Source organism: Micromonospora sp. WMMD1102, assembly GCF_029626265.1.
Lineage (GTDB): Bacteria > Actinomycetota > Actinomycetes > Mycobacteriales > Micromonosporaceae > Plantactinospora.
Map to the genome: position 1 here is coordinate 3,754,082 of NZ_JARUBN010000001.1, position 22,402 is coordinate 3,776,483.

The following is a 22,402-nucleotide window of genomic DNA, read 5'->3' on the forward strand; positions in this document are numbered from 1 at the left end:
GACCGCCACGAATCGATAGCGTTGTGCCCTCTGTCGACCTGGGAAGGTAGACGTGGCAGATCGCACGGCGCTCCTCATCGGTGTTCCGACCTACGACAACGATCTATTCGAGGCGACGCCCCACGTGATCGCCGCCGACATGCGGCGAATGTCCGAGGCTCTCGTGCAGTCCGACTACAGCATCGCCCGCTGTGGAACCGAGCCGGGCAGCGTCGCCGCGACGTTCAACGGCATCACCGGAGCTATGAAGAAGGCTTTCCGGGAGGCGCCCGAGGGTGGGGTACTCGTCGTCTACTACTCCGGTCACGGGGTTGTCATCGGCGGCCGAAGCTACCTCGTTCCGAAAGACGCCTACGGCGGTCCGAAAGGGCCTGACCCCGAGAGCCTTGTCCCGCTCGTACCGCGCGGCCTCGACGAGTGCCGGGCCAGGCTGGTGGTTTTCTTCGTCGACGCCTGCCGCAACGACCTCTCCGGGGCGCTGGACCTGCCGCGTTGCGACGAACTGCCCTGCCCGCCGAACGGGGCGTTCGTCATGGTCAACAGTTGTGGTCCCGGGGAGTGGAGCGGCTACGGAGACGACGGAAGCTACTTCACGCAGGCCGTGGCCGAGGCGCTCGACCGGCGGTCGCCGGCCCGGACCCTGGGCGAGGTCACCACGGTCACCGTCAAGCAGCTCGCCCGGCGCCGTGCGACGAGCGACGACGTACGCCAGACACCGACTTTCGTCGTCGCGCACAGCGGTCTGACCACGGAGCCCGTCGAGTCGATGGTCATCTGCCACGGCGACAAGGTCGTCGAGTCCTGGCGGGAGGCCGTCGAGTCTTCCCGACTGTGGCGTCGGTCGTCGGTGGACGACCGGATGACCGACGCCATTCGCAGGGAAGTGCTCGGCGTGATCGACGCCTGCGCGCGACATTGGCTGAACGCGCGGGCGCACCTCGTCGAAACGGCCAAGCTGACCGACCCATGGTCCACTCAGGACTATTCGGTTCGGGTCCTCGCGTCGCTCGAGAGCCTGATCGGGGACGACACCAGGCTGAGACCGGCGGAGATGGTGTCGCTGATCGCGGCGCCGTTCCTCCGGGAGGTCGCATTGAGTGCCGGCCTGATCCTCGCTGCTGGTATCAAGCCCTGTGACTTCACCAGGCTGCACGGAGAGCGGGCCCGCAGTGACCTCGAAATCACTCATGACATGCACGAACACGTCTGGCGCCGTGCGGAGGGCCTGGCCCGCCGTAACTGGTTGGAAGCCCGGGACACGCTGGCGATGTGGCTCGTGCACCGATGGCTGGCCGGACGCTCCTCACTCTGGACGGATCCGGCTGTCACCGCCCTGGTCGAGCGGCTCAGCCCCATTCTCAGCGGCCACTCGGGGCTGACCCCACGAGAGCTCCCCGGGCACCTGGGGGTGCTGATGCGGTGCGTCGACGGTGACTACGACGACCGGACGCTGGTGGCCCAGCTCGAGCGGAACGTCATCGACGCGCGGTTTCGCGCGCTCGGTGCGATGCTCTGGCTGTCCGGCATACTCGCCGCCGATCCACGCCGGATGCCCAGCGTGATCGTCGACCACATCGGGGTCACCGATGAGCTGTCGCTCGCCAGCGTGCACCAGGCGGCCCGGGAGATCAGGTGGATCAGTACGGGTGACGAGCTGACGCTCGAAGCGGCCTGTGACCATCCTGCGCTCTACACCGTGTTCGAGGGAATCGCGAAGCGGGCCGCCGGGGCCCGGAAGACGCTCTGCGGCATCGACCTACACCCCGACCTCGCGCGTCATCTGCCGGCCACCGTCACAGCCGACCGGCTGCGCCCGGAGAAGATCGACGGGGTTCTCGCCTTCGACACGCCGGTCCTCAGGTTCCGGCTTTCCGACGAGAAGGTCCGCGAACTGCTGATGGGCCGTCAACTGTACGGCCAACCGGACCTCGCCATCCGCGAGCTATACCAGAACGCCCTCGACGCCTGCCGCTACCGCCGCACCCGTCGAGAGTACCGACGACGGACCGGCGGCGACACCGTGCCCTGGATCGGCCGGATCGCCATCAAGCAGGGTGAGGAGAACGGCCGACCCTTCATCGAGTGCGCCGACAACGGCGTGGGCATGGGGCCGGAGACCCTGGAGAACACCTTCGCCAACGCCGGTGAACGCTTCATCTACCGGCCGGCCTTTCGCGCCGAGCACACCCGTTGGCAGGACCTCGAACCGCCACTGGATCTCGTCCCGAACAGCCAGTTCGGGGTAGGCGTCTTCAGCTACTTCATGATTGCCGAAGAGATCGCCATCTGGACGTGGCCGACCAGCGAGGACGACGTCGCGGAGGCCGGCGCCTACCGGGTACGCATCGCCAGTAGCGGTAGCCTCTTCCAGATCACGCCCGCCGACCGGCCGGCCGGCGGTGGGACGATCGTCCGGCTGTACCTGACCGGTGACGAGTCGGTCTCGGTGCTGCGGACCATGCGCCGGCTCCTGCGGGTCGCCGAGTTCGAGGTCACGGTCACCGAAGCCGGTGGTTCGGTGGAGACCTGGGCACCCGAGGAGCTGCGCTATCCCGGCGCTGCAGTGGCCCCACTGCGGCACGGTGACGACTTCTGGTGGGTCAGCGACGAGGGCGGCCTGGTCGCCGACGGCATCCGCACCAACGAGGAACGCTTCGGTCTCGTCGTCAACCTGCGCAACCGCAGGCGCCCCCGATTCACCGTCGACCGCAACCGGCTGCGCGGATGGGATCGGGACTGGATCAACACGCAGGTCACCGAGTCACTGCCGACCCTGGCACAGTGGCCGGGCCTCACCCTCAACTGGCTCTGGAACGTCACCAGGAACACGCCGCAGGTAAGTGAAAAGATCTTCGACTGGCTGGTCGAGCACGACAAAGATCTTCCGGTCGAGGGTTCCTGGGCGCACGGGACCGCACCACCGGTGTCGCGCATCGGTTGCCTACCGGCGGACCGAGACCTGTTCAGTGGCGAGCTAAACGGCTGGAGCTTCGGATTCGAGTGGTTGTCGCGGTGGCGTACCGCCGTGTGGGCGGGCTACGCGCGGTTCCAGTTCATGGACCACGTCGCCACTCCGGAGTGTCTGGACGGCTTCCCCGTGGTCCGCCCGCTCGACGCGGCCGTCATCGATAGGATCTACAGCTATCGATGGGGCAGTAGTGCTCGTTTTGGCCGACCGTCCGTGGATGATTTGTTCGAGGCGGCGGCCGACGAGGACGAGACACCCGTCGAGCGCCTTCGCCGCCTCCGCCGGTACGCGGTAATCGGACTTGACCTCTCCGCGGTTCGCCACATCCCACCGCTGCGCCACCGCTTCCACCTGGACGACCCCCAGCCGGAGCGAGGGTTGGAGAACAAGGACCTTCTTGCTGCGGTGGCCGCCTGGGCGAGACCGGGAGAGCCGCCGAGACGAGGCAGCGGCGGATGGCTGGCGCTCGCGTCCATGAATCTGCACGCCCCGCTCGCCGAGGTGATCCGTCGCGCCTCAGCTTTGGTGCCCGCCGACTGGGTGCCACCGCGTTCCGAGGTCGTCACGGCACTCGGCCACGACGTCTTCACTGCGACCGACGTGGAGATGTTCTCGCAGCACACCTCGATCGGTTCGCCGTGGATCGCGCCGGACGTGCCTCCGTCGCAGGTGATGCGGATCAGCGCCAAGCACGGCAAGTCGGTGCCCGATGTGCTGGCCGCGTTCGACCGCTTCGCGGAGCTGGGATACTCGGTGATCGGCCGGGACCACCTGCCTGCTGACATGCAGCCGGTGGAGCACGACGCACTGCTTCTAGTCGACGAGATGCGAACGCCAGTGAGTCCGCTTCACCTCCTCCTGATGGCAAATCGCCACGAGATGACGATGCAGAAGGTCCGGGAAAGCCTGGGGAGGCTGGCGGATGCGGAGTTCCTGGTGCTGCCACCCGCATGCCAGGACGAGGAGATCACTCCCACCGATGACGAACTCGAAATTATCCAGCAGCGGCTGTTCGGTTATGATCCTCACATCAATGGGCAGCGGCTGAGTGTTGGATGGATGGCGTTCCGTCGACTCGCCAGTTACGTGCACGGCAGAGATGCCGACGGGGTCCGGACCCGGGTGGAAGCGTGCCGCCGTCTCCTGAATTTCGCCGATCCAGGCCGTCCCGTCACCGCGCCGGAGATGCTGGACCTGGCTTACATCACCGATAGCTCCGTGGGCGCGGCCGTGGCCCTCTACCAGCTTCTTCTTCCCCAGACCGCAGACATCACGGAACTGCCTAAGGCAGCGCCCGCATCCGATCTGACGATCGTCGAGCACTCGGGTTTCTGGGCGCTGGTCTCGCTAGGTCGCTTTCTTCAGTACAGGGAAGCCGAGCTGACCTGGACATTCCGACCTGGGGACTTCGCCGCAGCCGCTGCGAACGCCCGGCTCAGCATCCCATCACTCCTCGATCGGATGGAGCCGTATCGTGCTTTTGGTGCTCCCCTCCCCATCCTCGATGCCCAGGAGCGGGCTTCTCTCGAATCGCACATCGTGGACAAGTACGACGCGGCAATGTTGGTGACGGTTGACGAGCTCGGCCTGGAAGAGCCACTGGAGACGGTGACGCCGCTCATTCTCGTCCAGACGGCGGGGCGGTTCGGCTGGACGGTCGCGGACACGCGTGCCCGAATGGCGCGCTTCGAACCCCTGGGGCTGACCGTTCCGTGCCCGGCCGAGGCGTGCCCGGACGAGATCGTGCACTGGCAGGACCTGCTGATGCTGAGCATCCATCTGGACGGTCAGGAACCGGTGATCCAGGGCCATGTCGACGCCGCCCACCTCGACGCCGCGGCCGAAGAAGTGGGCGCAACTGTCGACCACGTACGGCAACGCCTCACCCGGTACGCCGAGCTGTTCGGCTTCGATCTCGAACCAGCCGCGGGCAGGCCAAGTCCGGAGTGCCACGATGGCTGACTCTTCGACCAACGGAGCGGCCGAACACCTCGAACGCCACCGCCGCGTCGAATACGGCGTGCGGCTCTATCCCGACCAGGTCGGGCGGTTCCGGATCACCCCCTCAGCGGACGGCCGCGAAACGCGGATCGAGGGTGTCTGTCCCGGCTGCGGCGGCTACACCGCGACGGTCTGGGTACGCGGCAGCGGCAACAGCCACAAGGGGATCTTCGGCGGATCGTCCACCAGGTCCATCGCCCGAGTGTCGGATCGAACCCGAATGATCAACTGCGAATGCGGCCACGCCCACCGCAACCGACCAGAAGCGGCACCGTTCCACGGGTGTGGCGCCCACTGGTTGGTCGAGCTGCCGTGACCGCCGACCGGTGGTGGTGGGCGCAGAAGGCGCAGCAGTTGAAGTTCACCCAGCTTGAAGCGGCCAGGAAACAGGCCGAGAACTGGCGGACCGGGCTGGTCGGGGTCACCAGCCTCCTCGGCGCGGTGCTGATCGTGAAGGGCCGCGACAACTTCACCACGCTGGCGCGACCGTACCCCCTGCTGGTCCTCGCGCTGTTCGGTCTCGGCGTCGTCGCACTGCTCCTCGCCACCCTCGCCGCCATCCGCGCCGCGTCCGGAGCGCCGGGCGACGAGATCATGCTCAACGGCGAGGAACTACGTGCCTGGACCGAGATCGAAGTCATCGAGGTGCACCGGGCGATCAGGGTTGCCCGGGTGCTGACCATCATGGGAATCTGCGCGGTCTTCGCCGGTGCGGCCACGGCCTGGTTCGCGCCGGCGAGGACCACACCGACACCGCTGGTGCGGATCCACACACCGGCCGGTCAACTCTGCGGCCGGCTCCTCCATCTGGGCGACGGCGTGATCCGAGTCGGCGAGACAGGTCGATATCACCTGGTGCCCCTCACCTCGACGATTCATGTCGAGACCGTCGAAACGTGTCCGTAGCCAGCCCGTCGGCTACGGGCACGCTCGCCGTTAGCGGGTCGGGAGGTCGCGGACGAAGAGCCGCCAGGCCGCCGGGCCGAAGGCCAGCGCCGGGCCGGCAGGGTCCTTGCTGTCCCGCACCCCCACCATCCCGGGCAGGTTGCGGGCCACCTCCACGCAGGCGCCGCCGTTGCCACTGCTCCGGGAACTCTTGGCCCACACAGCGCCGGTCAGATCCATTTCTCCGCCACTTCCCGTATCAATTCGGTGGACTGCTGCTGCGGAAGCGCTTCGCTCCGGACGGCCTCCCAGGCCCGCTGCAATGCGGCCAGGTCGTCCGGACCGTCCACCACCTGACCGGCCAACTGGTTGTCGAGATAGCCGGTCTCGGCGCGGTCCGCTGCCGTCGCGATCACGAAGGATCCGTTCAGCCCAGCGTACGCGCCGACCGTGCCGCGGACGACGTGCAGCCGCACGTGCGGCAGGGCGGCGGCGACGACAAGCGCGTCGAGTTGCTCGCGCATCACCGCCGGCCCGCCGACCGGGCGGTGCAGCAGCCCCTCGTCGAGCACCGCGGTCAGGTCCACCGGGTCGTCCCGGGTCAACACCGCCTGCCGGGCCAGCCGGGCGGCGAGCCGGCGCTCCATCTCCTCCAGGGTGGTCAGCCCGGCGTCGGTCAGCACCGCACGGGCGTACGCCTCGGTCTGCAACAGACCCGGCACGACCAGCGCCTCGTACCACCGCAGCGACACCGCGTTCTGCTCGGCGGTCGACCAGTCGAGGAACCACTGTGGTGAGCCGAGCCGGGTGGCGAGACGGCTCAGGGCACCACCGGTCTCCAGCGCGTCGTCGGCGGCGACCCAGAAGCCGGGCGGCGGTTTGCGGCGCCCGCTTTCGATCATGCCAATGGTGGATGCCGCCCACGGAATATGGCGAGCAAGATCCTCCTGCGACAATCCGCGCGCATCGCGGGTAAGGCGCAACTCGTCGAGCAGATAACGAATTTGATCATCCATGACCACACCGTCCTCACAGGTTCGACCGGCGCGCCACACACCGGACACAATCCGCCCTGACCACTCACAATGCGGTTCGACGCCTTCCGAGGGTAGGGCTCGACACGCCACTGTGGAAGGCATGCACCCCGGCTCGAAACCAATCCCAACAAGATTTATCAAGGCCGGGCCGGGGTTGCGCGGGGGCGACGTCGGAGGGACGGCAATTTCCCGGCGGCGCCCCCGCATCCAATTCTGGAAATACCAAGAAGGGAGGCACCAATGACGACTCGGGCACGCCTGCTTCGGGTGCTGCTGGCGCGGACCGACCGGGTGCAACCCCGGCACCGCCGGGACTGGCGGCGACTCTGGCGCTACTGCCGCTGCGGGTGGCGCTGGCGCTGCCCGGACTCTGTCGAACTCGTTCCGATGCCGTCCCCGCCGGCACCGGGGGGCAGCGGGCGGGCTGTGGTCGTACCCCCTGATCCACCGCCACCGAGCGGCGGGCCGGCGGCGGGCCGACCGTCGGAACCGCCCCCTCCGCCGCCTTGGGCCTGGGCCGCGAACAGCCGTTTTCCGTCCCGGAGGCCCCCGGCCCCGACGGAGCGCCGCTACCACCTCGACAGCCGCCGCACCGAACGTGCAGTTCGGTGAGCCGGCGCACATCCGTCGACGCGGCATGACCTGGCCGATGCTCGCCCGACGCCGGCCGCACCTACACAGCCGGCCGCTGTTCCGTTGCCGGGCCTGCGGGGCGGACTGGCCCTGTCAGCCGGCCCGGCTCGTGCTGCTCGCCATGTTCCGGGGCGACCGGCAGGGGCTACGGATGCACCTCGCCCGCAAGTTGCTGACCGCGCTGGCCGACCAGCCGCACGGCGATGCCGTCTCGCTGGCCGTTCGGTTCCTCGGCTGGTTGCCGCCACCGCGCTGATGCCCCGGCACCCAACCGGCCCTCCTCGGCCCCACCGATCCGCCTCGGTCGCCGTCCGCCCCCGAAGCGGCCGGGCAGACTCCGAAACACCGGGCGGGGCTCCTTCCAGCAGGAGCCCCGCCGGGGTGTTGGGCCACCGCTGCCCGTCCCGCCGCCGACGGGCCTTCGGCGGTCGACGCGTCAGGAAACGCCGCAGGAACTCGCCGACCAGGTACGGCTGGACTTGTGCGCCACGTGGGTGTGGTCGCTGTGGCCGGGGTAGCCGGGGCCGAGGATCTCCCGCCAGCCGTGGTTGCGGGCCTGCTGGGCGAGCCGGCACAGCGAGTGCGGGCTGACGCCGAGGTCGACCGCGTCGCCGTAGAGGTGCCGGCTGCTGGTTGAGCCGCCGACGGCGTTGTTGCAGGCGCGGCTGCGGAACGCGCTGGTGACCCGGATCGGCTGGTCACCCAGGGCGTGCCGCATGGCCTGGAGCTTCCACATGTTGACCAGGGCGTTGGCCCGGGCGGTGGCGGCCGAGACCGCGCCGCCGGACCAGTCCGAGTTGCAGTTGTTCAACTCGGCGTAGCTGAAGTTGACCGGGGTGCAGTCGTTGTCCTGGAGGGCGTAGATCCGGTTGTACGTCTGCTCGCCGGCGATGCCGTCGGCACCGAGCCCGTACGCCTGCTGGAAGCGGACCACCTCGGCCCGGGTCGCCGGCCCGAAGATGCCGTCGATGACGAGCACCGCGTTGTAGCCGGGGTAGCCGGCGACGCGGATCTGCAACTGCCGGACGTCCTCACCGGACATGCCCTCCGAGAGGGGCCGGTCCCAGGTGTAGCAGCCGTCGGCCTGGGCCGGGCCGGCGGTGGCCACGGTCGCGACCAGGGTGGCGGCGGCGGCCATGGTGAGCGTCGCGAGGATTCTGACGATACGTCTGAACAAGGGGTCCTCCATACCGAGCGGGGGTTGTGAATATCGACGAGAATGGCTCTTGTCGATCACACGTCAATATTTTTCGGTGAGCTTTCTCAGGTTGGCGGTTTCCTTCACCGGCCGGAGGCGCCCCGTTAACCCGCCGCCGGAATAGTCTTGGCTGATGCCGAAAGCCATCTGGAACGACCTGGTCATCGCGGAGAGCACCGACACCGTCGTGGTCGAGGGCAACCACTACTTCCCGCGTACGGCCCTGCGCGACGACCTGGTACGGGAGTCGGAGACGCACACCGTCTGCCCCTGGAAGGGCACCGCGTCGTACTACACCCTCGAACACGAGGGCCGGCGCAGCGTAGACGCCGTCTGGTACTACCCCGAGCCGAAGCCGGACGCCGAGATGGTCCGGGACCGGGTCGCATTCTGGAAGGACGTCACCGTCGTCGACTGAGCCCTTCGCCGGCAACCGCCCGGCACGGGTGTCTTGGCACCGAAAGGGGTTACTTGCGGCTTTCTGCTGCGGAGTCGGCGTACCGGGTCCGATCCTGGAAGCCGTGGCGACGTACGAGTACCGGTGTCCCCGGGACGGGGTCCTGACCGCCCGGTTTCCGATCGGGCAGGCCCCGGCGCGGCTGTGCTGCGCGACCTGCGCGGCGGAGGCCGTCCGGGTCTTCTCCGCGCCGTCGCTGCGCGCCATGCCGCGGCCCCTGGTCGCGGCCCTCGACCGGGCCGGCCGCAGTGCCGAAGCACCGGAGGTGGTGAACCGGATCCCGGGCCGACGCGGTACGCCGTACCGACCGGCCGCCCACCCCGGGCACGCCCGGCTGCCACGCCCCTGACGGGTGAAAGGGAAGCCGCGATGCCGGAGCTGTTGTTTCCGCTGGACTCGACGAAGAGGTTCACCGAGCAGGAGTTGACCGGACACAACCGGTGGCATCCGGAGATCCCACCGGTCGCCACCGTCCGCCCCGGCCAGTCGTTCCGGGTGCACTGCCGGGAGTGGTTCGACGGCGCCATCCACAACGACGACTCCGCCGCCGACGTCCGGGACGCGCCGCTGCCGATCGTGCACGCGCTCAGCGGCCCGTTCGCGGTCAGCGGCGCCGAACCAGGCGACCTGCTGGTGGTCGACATCCTCGACGTGGGGCCGATCCCGCAGGAGGACTCGGGACCGATCGCCGGGCAGGGCTGGGGCTACACCGGGATCTTCCCCAAGCAGAACGGCGGCGGCTTCCTGACCGACTACTTCCCGGACGCGTACAAGGCGATCTGGGACTTCAGCGGGCAGCAGGCGACCTCCCGGCACGTCCCCGGGGTGACCTTCACCGGGATGATCCACCCCGGGCTGATGGGTACCGCCCCGTCGGCGCCGTTGCTGGCCAAGTGGAACGAGCGGGAGGGCGCGCTGCGGGCCACCGACCCGGACCGGGTACCGCCGCTGTCGCTGCCGCCGCTGCCGGAGGGTGCCATCCTCGGCTCGCTGGGCGGCGCCGACTTCGACCGGGTCGCGGCGGAGGCGGCCCGGACCGCGCCGCCCCGGGAGAACGGCGGCAACCAGGACATCAAGAACATGACCAAGGGGACCCGGGTGTTCTATCCGGTGTACGTCCCCGGCGCCAACCTCTCCGTCGGCGACCTGCACTTCTCGCAGGGCGACGGCGAGATCACCTTCTGCGGCGCGATCGAGATGGGCGGCTTCGTCGACCTGCAGGTGGACGTGATCAAGGGCGGGATGACCATGTACGGGGTGTCGGAGAACGCGATCTTCCTGCCCGGGATCGTGGCTCCGCAGTACAGCCAGTGGCTGGCCTTCTCGGGCATCTCGGTAAGCACCGACGGGGAGCAGCGCTACCTCGACTCGCAACTCGCGTTCCAGCGCGCCTGCCTGCACGCGATCGACTACCTGACGAGGTTCGGCTACAGCCCCGAGCAGGCGTACCTGATCCTCGGCGCCGCACCGATCGAGGGGCGCTTCTCCGGGGTGGTGGACATCCCGAACTCCTGCGCGACCGTCTATCTGCCGACGGCGATCTTCGACGTGGACGTACGTCCCTCGGCCGCCGGGCCGACCCGGGTCAGCCCCGGCCAGGGCGCCCCGAAAGCAACCTTCTGACGTTCCGTGGAAACGACCCAGACACCCGGAGAGGAGTTCCGCCATGTCGGAGGAGAAGGGTGGATCGGCCGCCCGCCGTCCGCCGTTGCGGCAGGACCGTCTCGTCGACGACCTTCGGTCGGCGCCGCAGGATCCGTCCCCCGAGGTGGTGGAACTGCACGGCTTTCTCGGCCGGGACGGGACGGACGGATACTGGCGGCTCTACCTGAACTCGGGTCTGGACAGCTATCTCCGGATCGCCGAGGCGGACATCGTCGCCAGTCGCCAGGCCGACGCCGAAGCCAGCTCCCTGGAACCCAGTGTGGTCTTCGTCTGCGCCTCGGCCACGATCGAACACGTGCACACCAGCTCCGCCGACCTGCACGCGGACTTCCTGCGCGGGCCGTACTCGGTCGAGCTCGCGGCGGAGCCGTCCGGCGACTGTCTCCCGGCGTCGCGGCCCAGACTGCGGCGCGGACGCTTCACGCCCGAGGTCGTACTCCGCTATCCGCAGACCTACCCCTATTTCTGCCGCCCCCAGATAACGATCGAACAGCAGACGTGCTTCTGCACGGTCTTCTGCCCGGTGTGACCGGACCGTCCACCGCCGAGCGCCCGGCCGCGCAGGGCATCGCCGCCCCGGTGCCGTCGCCGACCGCCGGTCTGTCGTCGCCCGCGGGTCTGTCGTCGCCCGCCGGTCTGTCGTCGCCCGCCGGGCTGCTGAACTATCTGCTCGACCGTGGCCTGCTGCCCCGGGGCGGTGTCGACCCCGGCGACATCGTGGTGACCGGCCGAAGCAGTCGCAGTCCGAGCCACATCGTCGAGGCCGGCCCGGACCACTGCTACTTCCTGAAGCATCCGACCAGCCCCGAACAGCAGGCGACGATCCGGCACGAGGCCCGGGTCTACCAGGCGCTGTCGCACCGCGCGGCGTTCCGGGACATCGGCCCACGGCTGATCCGGCACGAGCCTGACCTGCCCCTGCTGGTGCTGGCGGCGATCCAGCCGTCCCGTCCGTCCGACCCGGTGCGGATCACGTCCCGGCGCACGATCACCCGACTCGGCCGGCGGCTCGGCCGGGTACTCGCCGCGTTGCACGAGCTTCCGCCGGCCGCCAACGATCCGCAGGCACCGCTGCCGCCGGCACTGCGGCTGGACGTACCACCTGTCGCACTTCGTGAGTATCTCGGCCCCGCCACGACACGGCTGCTTCGATGCGTACAGCAGGACGCGACCCTCCGCGCCACCCTGGCCGGCTGCCGGGAGAGCTGGCACCGCACGACCTGGATCCACGGCGAGGTCAAATGGCCACACGTCGTCCTGCCGACCGCGACCGGCAGCACAGTCGCCCGACCGGTACTCGTCGACTACGAGTCCGCCGGGTTGGGCGACGCGTCCTGGGACCTCGGCTGCGTTCTCGCCGCCTACCTCGGCTCGTGGCTCGGCTCGATGCCGGATCCGAGCACCGGGACGGCGGAGACGATGGTCTCCCGGTCGGCGCTGTCGGTACCCGAGCTACAGGAGGCGCTGGCCGCGTTCTGGCGCGGCTACCTCACCGGGCGGCGACTCTCGGCGGCCGAATCCCGCTCGGCGCTCGACCGCGCCGTCCGGTTCGCCGTCGTCAGACTGCTGTGGTCGATCTTCGAGGCCAGCGTGGGAGCGGAGACCCTCGATCCTCGGTGCGTTCTGGCGCTCCAACTCGCGCACAATCTCTCCCGACGCCCCTACGAGGGTGTACGCCACCTGCTCGGTATCCCGTTGAGCTGAGGAACCTGCCGTGACCTCGTACCGGGAGCAGTTGGCGGATCTCGCCAGGCACGTCCGCGTCCTCGACGACCGACGCTTCGTCTGGTTCGGGCAGCGGATCTCCGCCGCCCCGCCGAGCGGCACCGCCGACCGGGCAGCGCCGACGTCGATCCAGTCGACGCTGGCCAGACACCTCTACCAGCACTTCTTCGTCACCGGGATCCCCGTCCCCACGCGTCTGCGGGGACAGCCGGCCGGCAGCGCGCCGGACGCCGCCTTCGTCGAGCAGATCCGGGACAGCATCGTGGGTGCGGGTCCGCCGGAGGAGAACTGGTGCTTCGTCCGCCCGCACCCGGCGGGCCTGGTCGCCATCCGCGACGGGATCTCCTTCCTGGTGCCCCGGGCGGCGGTCGCCGAGCAGGATCCGGGCACCTCGCCAGGAGACGCCCTCACCGTGCGCCAGTCGCCCTGTCTCCGCGCCGCGCAGCCGGGTTTCTGCTACGTACTCGGCAGCTCCGCCCAGCCGTCCGAAGTGGACACCACGATTCGCGTCTACTGGAACATCGTGGCCGACGGCGCCAGCACGCTCACCCGGCTGCTGAGCACCGAACTGAACGCCAGGTCGATTCCGTTCGCCCTCAAGCTGCCCAACACCCCGCAGGGTCACCAACGCTGCGACTCCGCCGTGCTGTACGTGGCCGGTGCGTTGTTCCCGGCCGTGGCCGAGGTGGTCGCCGGGTGCCATCCGGAACTGGACCCGGTGCTCGGGGACCGGATCCCCCCGCTCACCGCTGCACTGCTGCGCGGTGTCGGGGTGGCGCAGGATCCGGGCGGCGGCGAGAGCTTCGGCCAACACCGGTGCCGGCTGCTCGCCGAGGCGCTCTGCACCCCGGCCGCGCGCCGGGCGCGCGGGCCGGAGCGGCGCGCGGCGGAGCTGGTCAGCTGGCTGGACGCCAACGGGGTCTCCGTCGTCGCGCCGTACCGGAATCCCGGCTCCGGCGAGATCGGACAGCTCGCCGCTACCGCTACCGCTACCGCCGGCTCGGGCCCGGGTTCTGTCGCCATGGTCCCTGGGCCTGGGGATGGCTCAGGGCCGGGCTGTGTCGCGGCTGATGCCGGTCCTGGCCCTCGTCCTGGTGCGGCCGAGCCACTCGCCGCCGGACCTGGTCCCGACGACCTGGTCGAAGCCGCCGTGGGCATCGGGGAGATGCTGCTGGCCGAGGCGATCTGGTGGGACGACGCGTGCACCTGGTGGGGATCGAACGGTGGGGAGAGCTGGACGGCGATCGGCGCGGACGTCTACTCCGGCACCGCAGGCGTGGCGTCCTTCCTGGCAACGCTGGCGGAGACCGTCGACGACGACCGGTTCGCCGACGCGGCGGTCGGCGCGTTCCGCTGCGCCGCCCGACAGGTCGAGCAGCGGATGTCACCGGGCGAGGCCGGCTATTATCTCGGCTGGTCCGGGGTCGCCGTGAGCCTGCTGCGGGCCGCTCACCGGCTGGACCGCCCCGAGCTTCGGGCACTTGGCGAACGGATCGTCCGGGACCGGCTCGACCGCGACCTGCGCTGCCCGGGCAACGACTGGCTGGCGGGTCTCGCCGGTACCGTCGCCGGGCTGCTGACCCTCGCCCGTGAGGAGGTGGACGGTCCGGTTCTCGACGCGGCGGAGAAGGTCGGCCGGGTTCTGCTGACCCGGGCGGTCCGGGTCGCCGACACCGTCGCCTGGCGGGAGCCGCAGGTGCGCAGCAACGTACCGCTGACCGGGCTCGCCCACGGCTGCGCCGGCATCGCGCTCGCCCTGGCCGATCTCGCCGTGGCGACCGGCGACGACAGGTACCGGAGCGCGGCCCTGGAGGCTGTCGGCTACGAACGGCACCGGTTCTCCCGCGTCCAGCGCAACTGGCCCGACCTCCGGCTCCAGCCGACCGTCCGAGGCTTCGGCGGCGGCCGTCGGTACGCGTTCGCCTGGTGTCACGGCGCCCCGGGAATCGCCCTGGGGCGATCGATGACCTGGCGACTGCTCGGCGCACCCCAGCTGCGCGAGGAGATCACCAACGGTCTCGACACGACGGTCCGGTCGCTCGACTGGCTGACCGGGGACGGACTGGACCGGATGGTCCTGTGTCACGGACTGGCCGGCAACCTGATGATCGTCAGGTCTGTCGAGCGGCAGGGCTTCGCGACGCCGGCCCGGCACGCGCCCACCGTCGATGCCGCCACCCGGGCGCTGTGCCGGACCGCCCGACTCGTCCGGGGCGGCGGCGGTGTCTCGCGGTGGGCCGGGCAGAACCCCGGACTGCTGACCGGTGTCGCCGGGCTCGGCCAGGCCCTGCTCGCCGAGACCGGGGTGGCCGGCGTGGCCGACGGCATCCTGCCCTGGACGGCGTCACCGCCGGAGAGCAGCCTGCCGGTCCAGCCGGCCGCGCCTGCCGACCGTCCGGGCGAACCTCGCCGGGAGCCGCCAGTCGGTCGGCCCGGTCGGCACCAGCACGCCCGGACTCCCGCCTGACCCGACGCCTACGGCGACGCGCCGCCGCCCGTCCCGAGCGGTCGTCCGCCGTTCGCCCCGGTCGGCACCAGCACGCCCGGAGGCCGGCCTGACTCAACGCCTACGGCCGCGCGCCGCCACCCGTCCCGAGCGGTCGTCCGGGCCGGCCGGGGCGGACACCGGCTCGACCAGGCGGAGCCGGCGGCTGGCCGGGCCGACGGTGAGTCGCTGTCCCCAGGCCATCGTCAGGTGGTCGGTCTCCAGACCGTCGGCGAAGACCACCAGCCGCTCCCGTTCGGCGACGACCTCCAGCGTCTCGTCCGCGCCGAGCCGGCCGGCCGTCAGCGACGCGCCGGTGACCGGGGAGGGCCACGCCTCCCGGACGAACCAGCACAGGGCCGGTTCGTCCGGTGCCGGCAGCGGCGGCGCGGCGGCACGCTCCCGGGCGATCGAGGCGCACCAGCCGGTGGCGCCGGTCCCGGTGCCGACCACGATTCCGGAGGAGGAGTGGCGTTCCCGGCGGCCGTCGGCGGTGGAGAGCAGATAGCGCGCCGACTGGTGGCCGGGATGGCCGGCGTAGACCTCGTTGAGCCCGATCAACTCCTGGCCGTCGTCGAGGAGGGCCCGGACCATGGTCCGCTCCCGCACCGGCGCCCGCCCGGCCAGCACCGCCGGCAGCAGCCGGGCGACCGCCTCGGGTCCGAACCGGACGAGTACCCCGGCGTTCTGACCCGGCTCCGGGTCCACCCCCACCACCGGCTGCCCGTCGAGGTACTTGGCGACGTTGGCGACCAGCCCGTCCTGGCCGACCGCCAGCACGATGTCCTCGGGGGCGAACGGGAAGCGGGCCAGGTCGTCCCGGTCCGCCCGGCCCCGTCGCCAGTCCGCCGGGATGGCCGCGCCGACGGTGGTCAGCGCCGCCTGCAACGCCTCGTGCCGGGCCACCACCTCGGCCAGGTCACGGCCCCGCTGCCGCAGGTAGTAGCCGGCGGCGGCCCGGGTGCCGTGGTGGGCCAGCAGCTCGTCCAGCTCGCTGCGCCGGCTCACCACGACGACCCTCGGGGCGAGTGTGGCGCTCACCGGCGCCGCCCCCCGCGGTTCGGGAACACCAACCCGCGGCTCGGCCCGACCTCTCCGCTCATCGCGAGAGCCGGCCGAGCAGGCCGGTCAGCACGTCGGGAGTGACGGTGAGCTGACCGATCTCGGGGAGCTGCCCGGCGACCTCCCGGAGCGCGAGCGCGTGCAGCACCTCGGGCGACAGGTCCCGGTACGCGGCCAGCCGGGCCGCCTCCGCCTCCGCCTCGGCGAGACCTATCCCGCGTACTCCCTCCGCCTTGGCGGCGGTGAGGGTGCGCTCCTTCTCCGCCTCGGCGGCGGCCAGTACCCGGGCCCGTTCGGCCGCCGCCGCGTTCGCCACCTTCTCCCGCTCGGCCTTGCCCTGGGCGACCGCCAGCTCGGCGGCGGCCTCCAGCTCGACCTTGCGCCGGGAGTTGGCGCCGTGCTGCTCGACCAGCTGCTGCTCCCGGCGGGCCAACTCGATCTTGTTCTGCAACTCGTTCTCGGCGATCGCCCGCTCCTGCTCCACCGCCTGCGCCCGGCGGGCATAGGTGGCCCGGTCGGCCTCGACCTGCACCGTCTCCCGGGTCGGGGTCTGGAGCGCCCGCTCCATCTCCGGCTCGGGTCGGACCGCCACCACCCGGGCGCTGACCACCGAGACGCCGATGTCGGTCAGCCGGCCCTCGTCGCGCAGCGCCGCCGAGACCGCCTCGCGGACCGTGGCGATGTCGGTGAGCGCCTCGGCCAGCGGCACCCGGGCCAGCAGGTCGAGCGCCGGCTGCTGGGCCAACTCGGCCAGCAGCGTGGCGACCTGGTCGAGCGGGCGCCCCCGGGCCACCCCCTTGTGCGGGTCGACCGAGAAGTCCAGCCGGCCCGCCGCCAGCGCCGGGTCGGCGATCCGGTACGTCACCGTCGCCTGCACCGTCACGTCGGCGAAGTCACTGGTGCGGGCGTGGAAGAGCAGCGGCAGCTCGCGGTCGTCGACCGGCACCTCGCTCAGTACGCCGACCAGCGGCCGGTACCAGAAGGACTGGCCCACTCCCTCGTGCCGCACCCTGCCCCGCACCGAGTGCCGGATCCACGTGGTCGGCGTCCCGCGCAGGTGTCGCAGGAACAGCCGCCTGGTCACGTCCGCCATGACGCGCCCCCTTCCCTGTTTTCGTCAGGAGGACGATAAAGGGAAGATCTATTTCGCGTCAAGCCGCCGATAAAAGATGTCCGCCGCCGGCAGCCGTCAGGCGCGGGCGAGTTGCGGGTAGAGCGCGGCGGGATCGGCCGAGAGTCCCGCCTTCACCCGCCGGGTGACCTCGTCGGCGAGCACCTCGAAGGCACCGGCCTCGACGCCGTCGAGCGCCAGCCTGGCCACCTCCGCAGGCGCCACCTTGGGCGCGTCGACGTGTGCCGCCATGTCCGTGTCGACGTACCCGACGTGCAAACCGGTCACCCCGACGCCCTTGGCCACTAGCTCCAGACGTAGCGAGTTGCTCATCGACCAGAGCGCCGCCTTGGACGCGCTGTACGAGCCGGAGAGCGCGATCCAGGAGAGCACCGAGTGGATATTGAGCACGTGTCCACCACCGGCGGCGACCATCCCCGGCACGAAGGCCCGGGTCACCGCGAGCGGGCCGAAGAAGTTCGTCTCGAACTCCCGGCGTACGTCCTCGACCGGCGAGTCGAGGAAGCCCGCGCCGACCAGGCCGGCCGCGTTGTTCACCAGGACGGTGACGTCCGGCGCCTGCCGGGCGGCCTCGGCGACCGACTCCGGATCGGTCACCTCCAGCGCCAGCGGCAGCACGCCCGGGTCGGTGATCGTGCGGGGATCGCGGGCGGTGGCGTAGACCTTGCGGGCACCCCGGGCCAGGGCGTCGGCGGCGATCGCCCGGCCGAGCCCCCGGTTGCCACCGGTGACCAGGACGACGGCGTTTTCGAGTTGCATGACAGTAACCTCCGAGGAGCGGAAACCGATCGGTTTTCTCCACCGTAAACCGATCGGTTTCCAATCGCAAGAGCAGCGGGTACGCTACGGAGATGACCTCGGTAAAGGCCCCGGAGACCCCGCGCGACCGGCTGCTGCGCGCTGCGGCCGACCTGTTCTACCGGGAGGGCATCGCCAGCACCGGAGTCGAGCGGCTCTGCCAGGCCGCCGGTGTCTCCAAGCGGACCATGTACCAGCTCTTCGAGACCAAGGACGCCCTGGTGGCAGAGAGCCTCGCCACGTCCGGCCCGGCGATCCTGGCGATGCACCTGTCGGACGAGACCACCGGGCTCGCCCCCCGGGACCGGATCCTGGGCGTCTTCAGCCGACTGGACGAGATGTCCGGGTCACCGGGATTCCCCGGCTGTCCGTTCCTGAACACGGCGGTGGAACTCCGCGACCCCGGCCACCCGGCCAGCGTGGTCGCCCGGGACCACAAGCAGCGGCTCAGCGACTTCTTCGCCGAACAGGCCCGGCTCGCCGGTGCCCGCGACCCGGAGACACTGGCCAAGCAGCTCACCGTCGTCTACGACGGTTCGGTGGGTCGGGCGGTCACCCAGGGTGCCGGGCTGGACGGGCTGGCCAGGCTCACCGCCTCGGCCCTGCTGGACGCCCAGCTCGGCACCACCTGACGGAGGTGTGCGAGTCGGTCAGGTTGGTTCCCCCGGCGTCGTGACATGTCGATGCACCCGGCGACAAACCTGCGGCGGCGTCGACGATCGTTTGGTGATAATGACCGTCGTGGAAGAGGTCGAGGTCGTCGTCGCCCACAACGAGCGCGCGACGCTGCGCGTCGGTGACGTGTTCCTGAAGATCGACGCCGACCCGACGCGCACCGACGTCGAGGTCGAAGCGATGGCCCTGGCGCCGATCCCGACCCCGCGGGTCCTGTGGCGCAAGCCACCGGTGCTCGCGCTCGCGGCCCTGCCGGGGATGGCGCTGGGCCGCCTCGGCGAGCCGTCGCCCGCGTCTTCGCTGGCGTGGGCCGCGGCGGGCGCGGCCGTACGGACCCTGCACGACGCGCCCCTGCCGCCATGGTCGGGGCGGCAGCTCGACGAGCTCGCATCCCGCCTCGACGGCGAATGCGAATGGCTCCTCGCCAACGCTGTCCTTCCCACCGACCTGGTCACCCGGAACCGCCGGGTCGCCGAGGCCGCGCTTCGGCCGTGGAAGCCGGTGTTCGTGCACGGTGACCTGCAGATCACCCACGTGTTCGTCGACGACGACCAGGTCACCGGCGTGATCGACTGGTCCGAGGCCGCCCAGGGCGATGCCCTGTACGACCTCGCCGTCCTGACGCTCGGACACGAGGAGCACCTCGACGACCTGCTCGCCGGCTACGGCACCGATGTCGATCGCGACGTGATCCGTGGCTGGTGGTCGTGGCGGAGTCTGGTGGTGGTCCGCTGGCTGGTCGAGCACGGCTTCGACCCGTCCATGCCGGGCTGCGAGTTCGACGTACTCAGATCGCGGATGTGAGGCTGCGCGAGCCCGACGCCCACGAGCGGTTCTGCCGCCGGCTGTCGGCCGGCAGAGGCGGAAACCGCCGAGTCGAAGCCTGGGGACGCGTTGTGGAGATTTCTTGCAGGTGTTTTGTGCCGGGTTCCGCTTGGACGGTCGGCCGGCCACGCTGATCGCGTGATCGCCATCGTCGTGCTCGCCGCAATGTCTGCTGTGGTGTGGTGGTTCGTTGCTCGCAGCCGTCGAATTGGCTGGACTGTCGGCCTGGCACTGCTCGGCTGGGCTGTCGTAGCGACCGTCGTCTACACCGCGTTTCCACGTGCCCGGGCAGATGTGTTCGTGGGCTACCTTCCCGTAGCAGTGGCAATCGTCGGCGCAGGTCGAGCTGCCGAGGTCCGGCGGCTCGGTCGAGCCGAACCAGACCGAGGCTCGTGGCCCTACCGGCTCGCGATCGTGCTGGCTTCTTTTGTCGCCTGCGTCTGTGCGCCGTTCTCCTTCTACGTGTTCAACGGCGAGCCATACCTCCCCTCAGCCGATGAACTGCTGCCGGTGCCGGCAGGTCTCACCGCCACAGTCGAGGAGCCAGAAGGTTCTGCATGTGGGTCAGGTGCATGCGGTCTTGCCATCACCGTGACCGGCAATCCGGAGCAGTCGGTGAACGAGGTCCATGAACAGATCCGACAACATCTGACCGGTCGCGGGTGGGATCTCGGGCATGGTGGCGAGTCCTGCCGGCCAACAGGCTGGATTCTCGACCAACATTCGTTGTGCGTCAGCGTCTTCATCCAGCATGGCCAAGTACACGTGTCCTTCACGGGATGGCGGGCATGGCCCTAGCCACCCAGCCACCCGGTACACGTCGTCGGCAAGGTCGAGCAGCGGGGCACTGGTACTGAGGTCGAACAGAACCGGCCCGTACCCACGACGTCATGGGTACGGGCCGGACATCTCGCGACCGCCGGGTCACCACCGGGGCGGCGGCGGTATCCGATCCGTCGTCAGCGGCTCAGTCGTTGGTAGCGGCGGACGGCGAGCGGCGCGAACACGACGATCAGCAGCAGCGGCCAGCCGACCGCCAGCAACAACGGGTGCTGGGCCGCCCAGGAGTCCCCGCCGGTGCCGGGATTGCCGAACAACTCGCGGCTGGCCGCCACCGTCGCCGACAGCGGGTTCCAGGACGAGATCGCGCCGAGCCAGGTCGGCATCAGGTCCGGTGCGACGAAGACGTTGGAGAGCGCGGTCAGCGGGAAGGCCAGCGGAAATACGATCACCCCGACCGTGTCCGGGTTCGGCACCATCAGGCCGAGGAAGATGCCGACCCAGGTCAGCGCGAGCCGGAGCAGCAGGATCAGCCCGATCGCGGCAACCGCGTCGAGCAGGCCGTTGCGCCACTGCCAGCCGACCAGCAGGCCGCAGACCACCAGGATGGTCATCTCCAGCAGCGCGCGCAGCAGGTCGGCACCGGTCCGCCCGGTGACCAGCGCGGTCCGGGCCATCGGAATGGAGCGGAACCGGTCCACGACGCCCCGGCTGACGTCCATGGCGATGCCGCTGGCGGTGGCACCGAGGCCGTAGAGCATGGTCATCACGAAGACACCCGGCAGGAGGTACTCCCGGTAGTTGTCGGCGCCGGTCGCCATGCCGCTGCCGAAGACGTAGCCGAAGACCAGCACGAACATGATCGGCAGGCTGAAGTAGATCACGATCTCCTCGGGCGACCGGATCACGTGCGCCATGTTCCGGCCGGTCATCACCCAGCCGTCCACGATCGCCCGACGGAGCCGGGTCGGTGCCCCGGCGGACCGCCCGGCGGTGGCCGGCCGCGGGGCCGGTCGGCGTGTCTGCACCGTACTCGTCATGCCGCCCGTCCTCTCGTCGCCGCCGCCCCCGGCCCACCCGGCCGGGCCGCGCCGGGCTGGTGCCCGGTCAGGTGCAGGAACGCCTCGTCGAGAGTCGGCCGGCGCAACCCGATGTCCTCGACGGCGATCCCCGCGTCCCGCAGCGCCCGCATCACGTCGCCGAGCGCCGCCACCCGGTCCACCACCGGGGCGCTGAGCTGCCGGATCTCCACATCGACGGTGACCGGGCCGGCGGCGGACCGCTCCACGATCCCGGCGGCGGTGCCGAGTTCCGTCGCCTGCCGGAGCACCACCTCGATCCGGTCCGCCCCGATCCGCGCCTTCAGCTCGGCCGAGGTGCCCTCCGCGACCACCCGTCCGGCGTCGACCACCAGGATCCGGTCGGCGAGCTGGTCCGCCTCCTCCAGGTACTGCGTGGTGAGCAGCACGGTGGTGCCGTCGGCGACCAGGCCGCGTACGGCGGACCAGAGCTGGTTGCGGCTGCGCGGGTCAAGCCCGGTGGTCGGCTCGTCGAGGAAGAGCACCCGGGGCGTCATGATCAGACTGGCCGCCAGGTCCAGCCGGCGCCGCATCCCGCCGGAGTACTCCGCCGCCGACCGGCCCGCCGCCTCGGTCAGCCCGAACTGCTCCAGCAACTCGTCGGCGCGGCGCCGGGCGGCCCGTACCGACAGGTGGTGCAGGCGACCGAAGAGGATCAGGTTCTGGCGTCCGCTGAGAACCTCGTCGACGGCCGCGTACTGCCCGGTCAGCCCGATCACCTCACGGACCCGGTCGGGCTGCCGGGACACGTCGTGGCCGGCCACCCAGGCCCGCCCGGCATCGAAGCGCAGCAGCGTGGAGAGGATCCGGACCGCTGTCGTCTTGCCCGCGCCGTTCGGCCCGAGCAGCCCGTGCACGGTACCGGCCGGCACGACGAGGTCGAAGCCGTCGAGGGCCCGGGTCGGGCCGTACCGCTTGTGCAGTCCCTCGGCGACGACCGCTGGTGTGTGCGTTGTCATGCCCCGACGGTGGCCGACCGCGCTGACCGGCCACGCAC

At 70.5% G+C, this 22,402-nt stretch carries 21 protein-coding genes; 13 read left to right on the plus strand and 8 right to left on the minus strand.

Annotated features, from left to right (window positions below):
- Positions 1 to 52: 52 nt before the first annotated feature.
- The 3 genes from O7626_RS16735 to O7626_RS16745 are packed head-to-tail and all read left to right on the plus strand — an operon-like array spanning position 53 to position 5,875.
- Positions 53 to 4,930 carry a caspase family protein gene (locus tag O7626_RS16735; RefSeq protein ID WP_278062098.1) on the plus strand — a complete coding sequence of 1,626 codons (4,878 nt, stop codon included), beginning with the start codon at positions 53 to 55 and terminating at the stop codon, positions 4,928 to 4,930.
- Positions 4,923 to 5,285, plus strand: coding sequence for a hypothetical protein (locus O7626_RS16740; protein ID WP_278062099.1), 363 nt, complete (start codon positions 4,923 to 4,925; stop codon positions 5,283 to 5,285). Before O7626_RS16735 ends, O7626_RS16740 begins: the two co-directional genes overlap by 8 nt.
- On the plus strand, positions 5,282 to 5,875 hold the full coding sequence (locus tag O7626_RS16745) for a hypothetical protein (protein ID WP_278062100.1): 594 nt from the start codon (positions 5,282 to 5,284) through the stop codon (positions 5,873 to 5,875). The genes O7626_RS16740 and O7626_RS16745 overlap by 4 nt, the downstream gene beginning before the upstream one ends.
- 30 nt (positions 5,876 to 5,905) lie before the next feature.
- On the opposite strand, the gene O7626_RS16750 is transcribed toward O7626_RS16745, so the two are convergent.
- Positions 5,906 to 6,094 carry a DUF397 domain-containing protein gene (locus O7626_RS16750; RefSeq protein WP_278062101.1) on the minus strand — a complete coding sequence of 63 codons (189 nt, stop codon included), beginning with the start codon at positions 6,092 to 6,094 and terminating at the stop codon, positions 5,906 to 5,908.
- Positions 6,085 to 6,870 carry a helix-turn-helix transcriptional regulator gene (locus O7626_RS16755; protein WP_278062102.1) on the minus strand — a complete coding sequence of 262 codons (786 nt, stop codon included), beginning with the start codon at positions 6,868 to 6,870 and terminating at the stop codon, positions 6,085 to 6,087. Before O7626_RS16755 ends, O7626_RS16750 begins: the two co-directional genes overlap by 10 nt.
- Before the next feature lie 658 nt (positions 6,871 to 7,528).
- Here O7626_RS16755 and O7626_RS16760 point away from each other — a divergent pair.
- Complete coding sequence (locus tag O7626_RS16760) at positions 7,529 to 7,780, plus strand: hypothetical protein (RefSeq protein ID WP_278062103.1); 252 nt, start codon at positions 7,529 to 7,531, stop codon at positions 7,778 to 7,780.
- A gap of 180 nt (positions 7,781 to 7,960) precedes the next feature.
- On the opposite strand, the gene O7626_RS16765 is transcribed toward O7626_RS16760, so the two are convergent.
- Positions 7,961 to 8,701 (minus strand): D-Ala-D-Ala carboxypeptidase family metallohydrolase, encoded by a 741-nt coding sequence (locus O7626_RS16765; RefSeq protein ID WP_278062104.1) that lies wholly within the window; start codon positions 8,699 to 8,701, stop codon positions 7,961 to 7,963.
- 154 nt (positions 8,702 to 8,855) lie between these two features.
- Between O7626_RS16765 and O7626_RS16770 the strand changes: the two genes are divergently transcribed.
- The 6 genes from O7626_RS16770 to O7626_RS16795 all read left to right on the plus strand — a co-directional run bounded on the left by O7626_RS16770 (position 8,856) and on the right by O7626_RS16795 (position 15,036).
- Positions 8,856 to 9,140 carry a DUF427 domain-containing protein gene (locus tag O7626_RS16770; RefSeq protein ID WP_278062105.1) on the plus strand — a complete coding sequence of 95 codons (285 nt, stop codon included), beginning with the start codon at positions 8,856 to 8,858 and terminating at the stop codon, positions 9,138 to 9,140.
- 103 nt (positions 9,141 to 9,243) lie between these two features.
- The gene (locus O7626_RS16775; RefSeq protein WP_278062106.1) at positions 9,244 to 9,528 is read left to right on the plus strand and encodes a zinc ribbon domain-containing protein; all 285 of its coding nucleotides are present in this window, start codon (positions 9,244 to 9,246) and stop codon (positions 9,526 to 9,528) included.
- A gap of 20 nt (positions 9,529 to 9,548) precedes the next feature.
- A complete protein-coding gene (fmdA, locus tag O7626_RS16780; protein WP_278062107.1) occupies positions 9,549 to 10,802 on the plus strand; it encodes a formamidase in 1,254 nt (417 codons plus the stop codon).
- A gap of 43 nt (positions 10,803 to 10,845) precedes the next feature.
- Entirely contained in the window at positions 10,846 to 11,373 is a 528-nt protein-coding gene (locus tag O7626_RS16785; protein ID WP_278062108.1) for a hypothetical protein, read from the plus strand.
- Positions 11,370 to 12,548 (plus strand): aminoglycoside phosphotransferase family protein, encoded by a 1,179-nt coding sequence (locus tag O7626_RS16790; RefSeq protein ID WP_278062109.1) that lies wholly within the window; start codon positions 11,370 to 11,372, stop codon positions 12,546 to 12,548. The genes O7626_RS16785 and O7626_RS16790 overlap by 4 nt, the downstream gene beginning before the upstream one ends.
- 10 nt (positions 12,549 to 12,558) lie before the next feature.
- Complete coding sequence (locus tag O7626_RS16795) at positions 12,559 to 15,036, plus strand: lanthionine synthetase LanC family protein (RefSeq protein ID WP_278062110.1); 2,478 nt, start codon at positions 12,559 to 12,561, stop codon at positions 15,034 to 15,036.
- Positions 15,037 to 15,129: 93 nt separating this feature from the next.
- Here O7626_RS16795 and O7626_RS16800 read toward each other — a convergent pair whose 3' ends face one another.
- From O7626_RS16800 to O7626_RS16810, 3 genes are all read right to left on the minus strand, one after another.
- On the minus strand, positions 15,130 to 16,095 hold the full coding sequence (locus O7626_RS16800; protein ID WP_278062111.1) for a hypothetical protein: 966 nt from the start codon (positions 16,093 to 16,095) through the stop codon (positions 15,130 to 15,132).
- Positions 16,096 to 16,153: 58 nt separating this feature from the next.
- Positions 16,154 to 17,209 carry an SPFH domain-containing protein gene (locus tag O7626_RS16805; RefSeq protein WP_278062112.1) on the minus strand — a complete coding sequence of 352 codons (1,056 nt, stop codon included), beginning with the start codon at positions 17,207 to 17,209 and terminating at the stop codon, positions 16,154 to 16,156.
- A 96-nt stretch (positions 17,210 to 17,305) separates the two neighbouring features.
- A complete protein-coding gene (locus O7626_RS16810; protein WP_278062113.1) occupies positions 17,306 to 18,007 on the minus strand; it encodes an SDR family oxidoreductase in 702 nt (233 codons plus the stop codon).
- Between the two features lie 92 nt (positions 18,008 to 18,099).
- Between O7626_RS16810 and O7626_RS16815 the strand changes: the two genes are divergently transcribed.
- From O7626_RS16815 to O7626_RS16825, 3 genes are all read left to right on the plus strand, one after another.
- Positions 18,100 to 18,678 carry a TetR/AcrR family transcriptional regulator gene (locus O7626_RS16815; protein WP_278062114.1) on the plus strand — a complete coding sequence of 193 codons (579 nt, stop codon included), beginning with the start codon at positions 18,100 to 18,102 and terminating at the stop codon, positions 18,676 to 18,678.
- Between the two features lie 100 nt (positions 18,679 to 18,778).
- Positions 18,779 to 19,525: a phosphotransferase gene (locus tag O7626_RS16820; protein ID WP_278062115.1), complete on the plus strand. Its 747-nt coding sequence runs from the start codon at positions 18,779 to 18,781 to the stop codon at positions 19,523 to 19,525.
- A gap of 159 nt (positions 19,526 to 19,684) precedes the next feature.
- Positions 19,685 to 20,344 carry a hypothetical protein gene (locus O7626_RS16825; RefSeq protein ID WP_278062116.1) on the plus strand — a complete coding sequence of 220 codons (660 nt, stop codon included), beginning with the start codon at positions 19,685 to 19,687 and terminating at the stop codon, positions 20,342 to 20,344.
- Between the two features lie 161 nt (positions 20,345 to 20,505).
- On the opposite strand, the gene O7626_RS16830 is transcribed toward O7626_RS16825, so the two are convergent.
- Together O7626_RS16830 and O7626_RS16835 are read right to left on the minus strand one after the other, a co-directional pair.
- Positions 20,506 to 21,366 (minus strand): ABC transporter permease, encoded by an 861-nt coding sequence (locus O7626_RS16830; RefSeq protein WP_347404793.1) that lies wholly within the window; start codon positions 21,364 to 21,366, stop codon positions 20,506 to 20,508.
- Positions 21,363 to 22,364: an ATP-binding cassette domain-containing protein gene (locus O7626_RS16835; protein ID WP_278062117.1), complete on the minus strand. Its 1,002-nt coding sequence runs from the start codon at positions 22,362 to 22,364 to the stop codon at positions 21,363 to 21,365. The genes O7626_RS16830 and O7626_RS16835 overlap by 4 nt, the downstream gene beginning before the upstream one ends.
- Positions 22,365 to 22,402: the final 38 nt, after the last annotated feature.